The organism is Massilia sp. HP4 (assembly GCF_005222695.1).
Classification (GTDB): Bacteria; Pseudomonadota; Gammaproteobacteria; order Burkholderiales; family Burkholderiaceae_D; genus Telluria.
Map to the genome: position 1 here is coordinate 46,806 of NZ_STGG01000052.1, position 10,794 is coordinate 57,599.

Sequence of the window (10,794 nt, forward strand, 5' to 3'; positions counted from 1 at the left end):
GTGCCTTGCCTTAAGAAGGCAAAGGCACAGGAAGAGTAGTCACCCGATCATTGATCCAGCACGCGGAACGTCAACGTGTAGTTGTGACCATAGTTCGGCGCAGCCGCACCGGCCGGTGCAGGCGCCCTATGCCGGATCAGCCCAAGATAGATGCCCGGCTTCGCCAACGGCAAGACAGCTTTCCCCAGGGCGTCGGTCGAGATGTGCTGCACAGCGCTCTGGCTAGCCAGGTCCATCGGAGAGCGATAGATACTGACCTTCTGGTCCACCAGCGGTTTGCCGTCGAACTGCACGATGAATTCGAATCTTTCGTCGACAAACAGGTCGCTCGGATGCGTGATGGCGACGATTTCCAGTCCCTTGCCGACCGGCGCCAGCGCTTTCGTCAATGGCTTGTCGGCAGTGACGTAGGCCTCGGAAATCGACAGCGACTGGTAATGGGCCAGCAGCTTCGCGTCGGCAGGCATGACCTGCTGCGGGTCCCGTGCCGACTCGGTCTTGCCGTTGCGCTCCCAGGTGCGGAACACGGCGCCCAGCCGTGGGCCGGTGCTGAGGCGGTACGTTCCTTTTTCGTCGGGAAGCTTTTGCTCCGCTACCGTGCGCTGCTTGAACTGGTGGATGTCGCCGAAGGCAATGCGCTCGCCCTGCGGCGTGACGATCGAAAACGGCGTATCGCCGAACGCGACGTCAGACACGAAGAATTTCTCTGTAAAACCCGCATCGACACCGATCGATCCCTTCGGCTGGACGTCGAAATTATTCGGCAACAAAAACGGCGTATGCGCCTGCGCTGCGCCGCCAACCAGCGACGCTGCCAGCAGCAGCGTTCGCAGTGAGTCGACGGGCCTCATGGCTTTGCTCCATCGGCCTGGTCGACCTTGCCATCGCCGTTCTTGTCGTTCTGCTTGAAGGTCTTGTCGGCGATCGCAATGTCTTCTTCCACCGTCAATTGTCCGTCCTTGTCGGTGTCCAGGATCTTGAAGCGCACGTGCGCCTGCTTGATCGAGCCGGCATACCGTCCGTCCGGCTCCCGGCCGGCGTATTGCTGTTTCAGGCGGCCTTCGTACTCGGCCACGTATTCTTCTTCGCTGAGCCAGCCGTCGCGATTGGTGTCGGCTGCCACGAAGCGCTGCTTGCGCACCGTGTCGTACTCGTCACGGCTTACCACGCCGTCACGGTTGACGTCGTAGCTGCCCATGAACGCCGCCAGGCCGTGTCCGCCCGCAGGCGCCGTGGGCCCATCGGCTGCTCCCGCTGGCGCGGACGCTGTCATCGCGACCACCATGACTGCCATGGCGAGACGAACCCCGTGCTGGACGGGCTGGATATTCTGTTTTTTCATGCGTGCCTCGTTTGTATTGAATAAAATTAGAATGCCATGCGCAGGGACATGGCCACCGTGCGGCCGGGTTCGGTCAGCAGTTCCATATCGCGCCGGTCGCGTGCGACAGACGGCTGCAGGTTGCGGGAGCTGGAGTAATCCCAGTAACGTTTGTCACCGAGGTTGTAGAAACCGGCATCGAGGCGCACGTTCTGGTTGACCTGCCAGTAGCTGACCAGGTCGAACGTCGCACGGCCCGGTACCCGGAACAGCGCCGTGGTGGAATCGGTCAGGGGCGGTCCGCCGTTCGTGTAGGCATCCCGGTTGGTCGCCACGGCCTGCTTGCCGGCGACGAAGGTGCCGACCAGGTTCAGTCCCCATGCCTTCAACGGCGCATCGTAGCCGGCGCCGATGACCGCCTTGCGCGGCAACACGGACTCGAGTGGGACGTCCTTGTCGCCGGCATACTGCGATTTGGCGGTGCCGCGACTGATCCCCGCGGCCCAGGTCGTATAGAAGCCCTTCGCGGCCGGACTCCATTGCCCGTGCTCGAGCCGGGAGCTCAGTTCGAAACCGTAGATCTTGGCATCGTCGCGATTTTCCGCCTGGTAAATGGTGCCGATGTGCGCTGGCACGTTCGTGAACATGCCAGGATGCAAGGCGCGGGTATAGCGCGTGTAGGCGATGGAATCGTCGTATTTCGTGTAGAACACCGAGGTCTGCAATGCGATCCCTGGCGCCGGCTTGCCCTTGATGCCGAGTTCGATGGCATCGCTGGTTTCCTCTTTCAGCCTGCTGTTGCCGACCAGCGCATACTGGTTGCCCACGTTGTAATTGCTGGCAAGGTTCCAGGTGCCGAAGATTTCGTCGACCGCGGGCGCACGTCCGCTACGCTTGTATTGCGCGTAGGCCAGCAGGTTCGGCATCATGGTGTAGCTCAGGGCGAGACTCGGACTCCAGATGGTATTGCTGGGGCTGCCGTACATCTTTTCCACGTCGGCTGGGGTCAGGATGCCCGACGCAAAATTGTCGAGGTCACGCATCTTGATCCTGACATAGTCGCCGCGCAGGGCCGGCGTCAGCACCAAGCGACGCCCGCCAAGGTCGAAGCCGATGTCATCCTGTAAAAAGATACCTGCCCGCTCAGTCGTCGTGTCAGGCTGCGGCTTCATGTAGCCGACGACATTCCACGGCCGCTCGACGTCCTGCGTCGATGCATTGAAGCCGTAGCTGAGATAGTGCCGGTCCAGCCGCTTCGTGACGACGCTCGATACGCCCCAGGTCTTCGTCTTGTTCTCGGAGACATTGCGCACGCTGGCGTTGGTGGCCCGTGTCGTCGTGTCGGTCGTGTCTTCAGTATCGGTGCTCTGGAAATACAGTCGCGTATCCGCCTCGTCGACCCAGCTATTGTTCGGCCGCCATTGATGCGTCAACTGCACCGTGTTGCGGGCAGTCTTGCTGTGTTGCTGGGAATTTTCGGTGATGAAAGTGCTATTCGTGTCCCAGCCATGGAACGATGTGTCGTTCGTGCGCCGGTAAAAGTCGGCGGACAGCTCAAGCCGGTTGGCGGCATCGATGCGCAGTGCGCCCTTGAGCAGCAGGGCGTCGGAATCCCAGTCGTTGGGCATGCTGTCGATGATATCGCTATTGTTCTTGGTCGCGTGCCCGTCGCGGCGCGAGTACGCGACCAGGCCATCCAGGTTGCCGCTGCGGCCTGCCGCAGTCACGCTCTCGTTCCAGGAGCGGTCGGCCGAGTCATAGCCAATCTTGCCGCCGTAGTACTCGACCTTGCTGCCGCGCAGGTAGTCGTCGGCCGATTTGGTCTTGAAGCTCACCGCCCCGCCAATACCGCCTGCCGAGCGCTTGGCCGAGGTCGTGCCGAACAGGATGTCGGCCGACGAGAACATTTCGGGATCGATGAAGTCGCGGCCCACGCCGAAGGTATTGGCTCCCACGCGGCTCACATACGGACGGCCGGTGGCGGCAGGCATTTCAATGCCGTCGATGTCCATGCCGACGCGATTGCCTTCGATGCCGCGGATGTTATAGCCAGTGCTGCCGGACCGGTCGAAGCTGCTACGATTGCGCGTTGTGCCCGATGCCGTGCCCGGAGCGGACACCAGCGGCTGGTTGCGCACCACGTCTTTCAGATTATTCGCTCGCTCGAGGTCTTCCCCACTGACCGTCGCCGTGGTCCCTGCTTCGCTCGATGCCTGCCCGACGATGTCGATCTGGGGCATCATTTTCGCGACGCCGGAGGACATATCGGGGGCCTCCTGGGCAACTGCGGACGTCATGAGCAAGGCGGAAATCGCGCAAGCCAGGACGGCACGTTCTGGAAGCGGGGGCGGACGATGGCGGGCAACCATGCCCCGCCCGGGGATGGAATCCTGTGCGGCGTATTGATTCATGTGGTCTCTTTCAGGCGAATGAGTAAAAGCGATGTCCTCTCTCTATGGGAGGATTTCTAGATGCAAAAACAATTATAGTGTGAATGAGAATCATTGTCATTCTCATTCGCATTATTATTCTTATTTGAATATCGACATCTTGTGCCTGGTGTGCGCTGGATGCGAAACCGCCGGCGCTGGGGCCGGCGGTGGAGACACACATGGTTATTCGACCGGGATCGTTAGACTGGCTGTCACGACACGCGGTAATGGAAACGGTGTTACCCGCGATTTCCGCGCGTGATTACTTGACCTGCTCCATGGCCTTCTCGGCATTGAAACCATCAAAATTCTCGAACACGGCCATGAATCCGGGAACCGTCGCCTCGCGCGACCAGTCGCGCTGGAGTTCGCAATATAGCTGCACTCGGCTGATGAGCTTCACCCCCGCCTGCTCCATGCGGCGCAGCGCTGCCTCGTGCGCCGCCAGCGAAGTGCCGCCGACCGCATCGACCGGCACATAGACCTCGTAGCCTTCCTGGATCGCATCGAGCGCCGGGAAGGTCAGGCAGGCCTCGGTCCAGAGCGCGGTCATGATGAGCTTCTTGCGGCCGAGCGCCTTGACCGCTTCCTTGAACTCGACGTCTTCCCAGCTGTTGATCGACGTGCGGTCGTAGGTCGGCAGGTGGCCCAGCACCTCCTGCAATGGCGCGATCGGCGGCTTGTTGCGGCCGGTCGCCACGTTGACCGTCGAATGGATGATCGGAAGGTCGTAGTTCAACGCTGCTTTCGCGGTGCTCACGATGTTGAACACCAGTTCGTCGCGCGGCATCGAGCGAATCGAAGATACTTGCACCGGCTGGTAGTCGATGATGATCAACGCCGCATTCGCGGGCGTCAGCAGTTGGTCGGTCTGGGGGTTGCGGATCTTTTCGGTTGCCATGATTTCCCTGCTGTGGTTGGTAGAAATTGGAAGCCAGGCCGCTGCAGCGCGCTAGCGGCGGCGACTGGAAATTCATGATAGATGCGTCAACAGGCGAGCAGTAGTCGGCATAAAATGCCATCAGTGTTCTATCTGGTGAACACTCGATCGACGACCGATGGTCAGCCCGGATCCACCGGAACATCGCCTGTTCCATTTCATGCGACACAGCCCATCGACGATCGATGCTAGTGCGGAAGCGCCGGCGCCAGTAACCTTGCCTGCGTACGCCAATATCGGTGTTCCGTGTGGAGAACGATTGGTGAACGACCTGAATGACCTTTATTACTTCGTAAAAGTGGTCGACCACGGCGGATTCACCGCAGCAGGCAGGGCATTGAACATGCCCAAGTCAAAGCTCAGCCGTCGGATTGCCAGCCTCGAAGAAGCCTACGGTGTGCGCCTGCTGCAGCGCTCCACCCGGCACTTTTCCGTGACCGATACCGGCCGCGAGTTCTATGCCCATTGCATCGCGATGCTGGTGGAAGCCCAGGCCGCCATGGACGTCATGAAGCGCAGTGGCGCTCTGCCGCAAGGCATCGTGCGCATGAGTTGCCCGACCGCCCTGCTGGCCTACCGCGTCGGGGATCTCGTCAGCCAGTTCATGGCCGACTGCCCGGGCGTGCAGGTGCACCTCGAAGCCACGAATCGCCGGGTCGACGTGCTCGGCGAAGGTTTTGACATCGCCCTGCGCGTGCGGTTTCCGCCGCTCGAGGACAGCGGCCTGGTGATGCGGGTCTTGTCGGCGAGTCCGCAACGGCTGGTGGCAAGCCCTGGCTTCCTGCGCGGCAGGACGCCGCCGGTCGATCCGGCCGAGCTGGATGGCTTGTCGAGCCTCGACTGGGGCCCGGCGCGCGACCACCTGTGGGAGCTGGAAGGACCGGACGGCGCCACGGCGCAGATCCGGCACCGTCCCCGGTATATCACGGACGATATGACGGCCCTGCGCCAGGCCGCCCTGCGCGGCATCGGCATCGTCCAGCTGCCCTGCATGGTGGTGAGCGATGAACTGCGTAATGGGAAGCTGGTCGAGATCCTCCCCGGCTGGGCGCCGAAAGGCGGCTTGGTGCATGCGGTCTTTCCTTCGCGGCGTGGGCTGCTGCCCGCCGTACGCCTGCTGCTCGACTACCTGGCCGCGCACATCCAGCAGGGATGACGTTCGCAACGCCCCATCTGCATCAGATACGGTGGGCCGCCTTGATCATCTCCGCCGCCCGTTCGCCGATCACCACGCACGGCGCCATCGTGTTCCCGGTCGTAATACGCGGCATGATCGAAGCATCGGCGATGCGCAGGTTCGGCACGCCATACACTTCGAGCTTCGCATTCACCACCGACATCTCGTCGCGCCCCATCTTGGCGGTGCACGACTGGTGCCAGTAGGTGACCGCGCCGTTGCGCAGATAGCGTTCCAGCTCGTCGTCGCCCAGGGTGCCGGGCATGGCCTCGCGCTTGACGATGCCCCTGAACGCGGCCGCGTTGCCCAATTCGCGGCACATGCGCACGCTGGCCTTGGCCGCTTCCAGGTCGTCCGGATCGGACAGGGTATTGGCGCGGATGATCATCGCGTCGCCCACGTCCGGTCCGGACAGCAGCAGCTGGCCGCGGCTCTTCGGATGCGCCAGCCCGGCGAACATCGTCCAGCCATGTTCGGGCACGCCGCGCGCCGCATTCTCTGCGCTCGGCACCGGGAACTCGACCTGGCAATGCAGCATGTCCGGCGCGTCGAGCGATGGATCGCTCTTCCAGTACAAGGTCGCTTCCGAACCGCCATTGCCGACTTCCTGCGGCGCGCTGTATTCCCAGATGCAGCCGAAGGACACGTGGTCCTGGTGGTTCTGGCCGACGCCGGGCAGGTGCTGGCGCACCGGGATGCCGTGGCGCGCCAGCTCGCTCGCGGGGCCGATCCCCGACTGCATCAGTACCTTGGGCGTGTTGACTGCGCCCAGCGACAGCACCACCTCGCGCCCGGCCATGAACTGGCGCGGCTGCCCATCCAGGATGACGTCGACACCGACCACCCGCTCGCCGTCGAACAGCAGCTTCGATACCAGCGCATCCGTCAGCACCGTGAGGTTCGGCTGGGCCATGCGCGGATACGTATAGGAACGGAACACCGACAGCCGCTTGCCGTCGCGGATGCGCAGGTCGTTGATCGCGGCGCCGCCGTCGCCTTCCATCATCGCGCCATTCGGGCTGTCGAAGGTCGGCACGCCGATCGAACGCGCCGCTTCGAGCATCAGGGTCGCGGTCGGTTTCGGGTCGCGCGCCGGGGCGACATAGGCGGGCCCGCCCTGCCCGCGGCGAGTCGGATCGGCCGGTCCATGCCAGTCCTCGATGCGGCGGTAGATGGCGAGCACCGACGCATAGTTCCAGGCGTCGTCGCCCGCTTCGGCGGCGAAATGGTTCCAGTCGGCGCGGTGGCCGCGCGCCCACACCATCACGTTGATGCTCGAGCCGCCGCCCAGCACCCTGCCCATGTTCATGGGGATCGCGCGGCCGTTCAGGTGCGCGTTCGGTTCGGCCATGAAGGCCCAGTCGCGCTCCGTGCCCAGGTTCAGCGGCCATTGCGCCGGCTCGATGACGCTGGCCACCTCGTCGCTGCCGCCCGCCTCGAGCAGCAGCACCGTCACCTCGGGATTCTCGGCCAGCCGGGCCGCCACCACCGAGCCTGCGGAGCCTGCGCCGCACACGATGAAATCGTAGCGCGCCTGCAGCGCCTCGCGCCGGGTGAGCTGGTTGCGCTGGACCGCTTCGGCGAACGCGCGTTCATGGATATTCGTACTGTTCATATTGAAGTTCACTTCGATTGTGTAAGGAAAGCGCCCGGCCCGGGTCGGCGTTCGTGGCGCGGCGAATGGCATCGTTCCATCTCGATGCGTCTTTCCGATTATATCGATTCTGACGTTTATATCGATTTGAATCCGTGATGGTTTATCATTGGATTTCGTGATGGATGGCGCTGCATCCGGATACCGTCGCCACGCGTACCTCTCATCAGGCGCCATGTAATACGGACCGACTACCTACAAGGAGACAACAATGAGATCGACACTCACAGGCCTGGTGCTGGGCACCGTGCTGGCCTTCGCCGGCCTGGCGCCGCCCGCCGCCCACGGCGCAGCGCCACCCATATCCCTGGCGAGCCGGATCGCGCCACCCGACCGCGCGGTCATCGAGCGTTTCGAGGCCGCCGGCATGCGCGACATCCGCCCGCATGTCCTGACGCCGGCCGAGCTGGCGCAAGTCGAGCAGGCGCTGGCCCGGCTGCCGGCGCTGCACCGGCGCGTGCTGGACACGCATTTGCGGCACCTGAGCTTCGTCGACGGCGTGCCCGGCCAGGGCACGGCGCTGACCTCCCAGGTCGGCGACAGCGCGCGGTTCGACATCACCTTGCGTGCCAGCGCGCTGCACGAAACGCTGGCACACTTCCTGACCACCAAGGAGCGGCGCCTGTTCGAGGCCGACGCATCCGGCCACACGGTGACCATCGAGGCCGACGGCGCCGATGCGCTCACTTATCTGCTGCTGCACGAGGCAACCCACGTCCTCGATATGCCGATGAAGCTCACCGAGCGGCAGGGCAATGCCTTCGGCGACGGGATCTGGCTGGCGCCCATGGCGCAAGGCCGCATCCCGCTGGCCCCTGGGCTGGCCGCATCGCCGGCCGCCGCGACCAGGTTCCGCGGCGCCGGCCCGATTGCCGCCAGCCACGCGCGCACCCACTACGATGCGCTCGCGCAGACACCCTTCGTCAGCTTCTACGCCACGGCAGCGCCAGGCGAAGACCTGGCCGAACTCATGGCCTGGCATGTGATCTCGCGGCGCCACGGCCATACGCTGTCGATCGCCGTGCACGATGCCGATGGCGTGCTGCTCGAGCGCTACCAACCGATGCGCTTCCCGGCGGTCGAGGCGCGCCTGCCGCTGGTCGAGCGGCTGCTCGGCCAGGCCGAGCCGGGCGGCGCCGCCTGAGCGGCGCGCGCGCCACGCGCCCTGCCCGCTTCCGATATAGTGTCGCCAATGAACAGACCGATCCTCACGACGCCGCAGGCGGCAAAAATCCTCGGCGTCTCTTCGCGCACGGCGCAGCTCTGGATCGAGAGCGGCGTCATCCCGTCCTGGAAGACGCCCGGCGGCCACCGCCGCATGTTCGAGTCCGACGTGCTCGCGGCCCTGGCCGCCAACGACGACGCCCGCCCGGCCAGCCGCCGGGTGCTGGTGCTGGCGCCGGGCCGCGACCATGCCGGCTGGGAGAGCGCGCTGGCCGCGCTCGACCTCGAAGAAGTCGCCTGCACCGACAATCCGGTCGCCGCGGCGGTAGCACTCGGGGCGAGCGTGCCCGAGGTGTTCGTGGTGCAGGTCGGCCATCCCGCCGACCTGGGGCCCGAATTCCTGTCCACCCTGTACCGGATGCCGGTCCTGAACCGGTTGCAGATCGTGATCGCCACCCGCCTGTCGGCCGGCACCGTCGCTTCCATCGTCGGCCCGGGCCTGCCCTACAAGCACGTCCAGCTGGGCGAAGCGCCCGAACTGCTTACGCCCGAGCTGGTGCGGCATACGGCGCTGGCGCGGCTGGCGCTGCAGCCCCTGCCGCCGGCCTTGCTCGACGCCCCGTTCCCGATCCGCGCCGACGAAGCCCGGCGCCTGGCGGCGGTCCACCGCGCCGCCATCCTGGACAGCGCGCCGGAGACGGCGATGGACAATATCGTGCAGCTGGCCGCCCTGGGCCTGGCCGCGCCAGTGGCCCTGGTCACGGTGCTGGACGAAGACCGCCAATGGTTCAAGGCGCGGGTTGGCCTGGACATGGAAGCCACCCCGCGCAGCTGGGCCTTCTGCAACTACACGCTGATGGGGCCGGGCGTGTGCGAGTTGTCGCACCTGGACCGCGATCCGCGCTTCGCCGACAACCCCGCGGTCGCGGGCGCGCCGCATTTTCGCTATTACGCCGGCGCCCCGATCGTTGACGACCAGGGTTTCCCACTCGGCTCCCTGTGCGTGATCGATACCCGGCCGCGCACGCTCGACCCGGCCCAGGTGCAGATCCTGAGCCGGCTGGCCGCGCAGGCGTCGTCGGAACTCGCCCGCCGCGGCCGGGCGCGATCGCGCTGACGGCCGGCCCGGCGCGCGCACTGCACGCCGGGTGCATCCAGGCGCGCCCGGCGCGCGTAAGTCGAGGTAGCCCACCACTACCCGACCCATGCCCATGCATTCATTCCACCCATTACGCCGCCTCTTGCGCCGGCCGCGATGGGACCTCGCAGCGCTCGCGTGCATCCTGGGCGCGCTGGCGCCGGTTGCGCCGGCCCTGGCCCAGAGCGCCCTCGTCTCGCATGCCGAGCAGCCGTCGCGCCTGATCCGCAAGACTACCGTCTACCAGGCGCCGGCCGGCGTGCGCCTGCAGGCGGGCGATATCGTCGAGTCCAACGCCGGCCTGGTCCAGATCGAATGGGCCAATGGCGCCCGTTTCGCGCTCGGCCCGGCCAGCAGCGTGCTGGTCAACGATGCCGGCGCGGCACCGTCGGCCAGCCTGCTGCGTGGATGGGGCAAGTTCGCCACCGGCGCCCCGGGGGCGGGACGGCTGGCGCTCGACGCCGGCCCGATCAGCCTGGCGGCGGCCGGCGCCAACGGCATCCTGCGCCTGGCGGCCGACCAGACCGAGTTGTTCGTCGAGAGCGGCGCCGTCACGGTCGACGAAAACGGCCCGGGCGGCGCGCGCGCCATCGCGGTCGGGCGCGAACAGTATGCGGCGCGCCCGTCCACGCGGCCGTTCGCGGTCGCGCCGCGCGCGCCGCGCCTGTTCGTGCAGCAGCTGCCGCGCACCTTCCTCGATCCCTTGATCGGCGTCGCGGCGCGTGCGCGCACGGCCGCGCCGGCGCCCCAGCGCGAGATCGCCGCCGCCGATATCGCCGCCTGGAGCGACGCCGCCCCCGCACTGCGCCGGCGCCTGGTCGCGCAATTTTCGGCGCGCCTCGACGATGCCGTGTTCCGCAACGACATCGAAGACCTGCAGGGCGGGCTGCCGGAGTGGCGCGACGCGCTGCGCCGCCAGCGCGCCGCCACCACCCGCGCCAACCGGCCGCTCAACCACCTGTTCTGAC

Annotated in this window: 9 protein-coding genes; 4 read left to right on the plus strand and 5 right to left on the minus strand. The window is 65.6% G+C overall.

Going from position 1 to position 10,794, the window contains the following annotated elements; translation table 11 throughout:
• Window positions 1–47 precede the first annotated feature (47 nt).
• From E8M83_RS20135 to E8M83_RS20150, 4 genes are all read right to left on the minus strand, one after another.
• Window positions 48–851, minus strand: a complete 804-nt coding sequence (locus tag E8M83_RS20135; protein WP_137175132.1) for a DUF4198 domain-containing protein — start codon at window positions 849–851, stop codon at window positions 48–50.
• On the minus strand, window positions 848–1,342 hold the full coding sequence (locus E8M83_RS20140) for an EF-hand domain-containing protein (protein ID WP_137175133.1): 495 nt from the start codon (window positions 1,340–1,342) through the stop codon (window positions 848–850). The genes E8M83_RS20135 and E8M83_RS20140 overlap by 4 nt, the downstream gene beginning before the upstream one ends.
• 26 nt (window positions 1,343–1,368) lie before the next feature.
• Window positions 1,369–3,732 (minus strand): TonB-dependent hemoglobin/transferrin/lactoferrin family receptor, encoded by a 2,364-nt coding sequence (locus E8M83_RS20145; protein ID WP_137175134.1) that lies wholly within the window; start codon window positions 3,730–3,732, stop codon window positions 1,369–1,371.
• 283 nt (window positions 3,733–4,015) lie between these two features.
• Window positions 4,016–4,654: a hydrolase gene (locus tag E8M83_RS20150; RefSeq protein WP_137175135.1), complete on the minus strand. Its 639-nt coding sequence runs from the start codon at window positions 4,652–4,654 to the stop codon at window positions 4,016–4,018.
• Window positions 4,655–4,955: 301 nt separating this feature from the next.
• On the opposite strand from E8M83_RS20150, the gene E8M83_RS20155 reads away from it, so the two are divergent.
• On the plus strand, window positions 4,956–5,849 hold the full coding sequence (locus E8M83_RS20155; protein WP_137175136.1) for a LysR substrate-binding domain-containing protein: 894 nt from the start codon (window positions 4,956–4,958) through the stop codon (window positions 5,847–5,849).
• A 22-nt stretch (window positions 5,850–5,871) separates the two neighbouring features.
• Here the strand turns inward: E8M83_RS20155 and E8M83_RS20160 are convergent, their stop codons facing one another.
• Complete coding sequence (locus E8M83_RS20160) at window positions 5,872–7,485, minus strand: GMC family oxidoreductase (RefSeq protein ID WP_137175137.1); 1,614 nt, start codon at window positions 7,483–7,485, stop codon at window positions 5,872–5,874.
• Between the two features lie 250 nt (window positions 7,486–7,735).
• On the opposite strand from E8M83_RS20160, the gene E8M83_RS20165 reads away from it, so the two are divergent.
• The 3 genes from E8M83_RS20165 to E8M83_RS20175 all read left to right on the plus strand — a co-directional run bounded on the left by E8M83_RS20165 (window position 7,736) and on the right by E8M83_RS20175 (window position 10,793).
• Window positions 7,736–8,668: a hypothetical protein gene (locus E8M83_RS20165; protein WP_137175138.1), complete on the plus strand. Its 933-nt coding sequence runs from the start codon at window positions 7,736–7,738 to the stop codon at window positions 8,666–8,668.
• A 48-nt stretch (window positions 8,669–8,716) separates the two neighbouring features.
• Window positions 8,717–9,805, plus strand: a complete 1,089-nt coding sequence (locus tag E8M83_RS20170) for a GAF domain-containing protein (protein WP_137175139.1) — start codon at window positions 8,717–8,719, stop codon at window positions 9,803–9,805.
• 94 nt (window positions 9,806–9,899) lie between these two features.
• Window positions 9,900–10,793, plus strand: coding sequence for a FecR domain-containing protein (locus tag E8M83_RS20175; RefSeq protein ID WP_137175140.1), 894 nt, complete (start codon window positions 9,900–9,902; stop codon window positions 10,791–10,793).
• The last annotated feature ends 1 nt before the right edge of the window (window position 10,794 follow it).

Coding starts and splice junctions, on each gene's coding strand:
- E8M83_RS20135 (WP_137175132.1), bottom strand. CDS start 851: ATGAGGCCCGTCGACTCACTGCGAACGCTGCTGCTGGCAGCGTCGCTG.
- E8M83_RS20140 (WP_137175133.1), bottom strand. CDS start 1,342: ATGAAAAAACAGAATATCCAGCCCGTCCAGCACGGGGTTCGTCTCGCC.
- E8M83_RS20145 (WP_137175134.1), bottom strand. CDS start 3,732: ATGAATCAATACGCCGCACAGGATTCCATCCCCGGGCGGGGCATGGTT.
- E8M83_RS20150 (WP_137175135.1), bottom strand. CDS start 4,654: ATGGCAACCGAAAAGATCCGCAACCCCCAGACCGACCAACTGCTGACG.
- E8M83_RS20160 (WP_137175137.1), bottom strand. CDS start 7,485: ATGAACAGTACGAATATCCATGAACGCGCGTTCGCCGAAGCGGTCCAG.
- E8M83_RS20165 (WP_137175138.1), top strand. CDS start 7,736: ATGAGATCGACACTCACAGGCCTGGTGCTGGGCACCGTGCTGGCCTTC.
- E8M83_RS20170 (WP_137175139.1), top strand. CDS start 8,717: ATGAACAGACCGATCCTCACGACGCCGCAGGCGGCAAAAATCCTCGGC.
- E8M83_RS20175 (WP_137175140.1), top strand. CDS start 9,900: ATGCATTCATTCCACCCATTACGCCGCCTCTTGCGCCGGCCGCGATGG.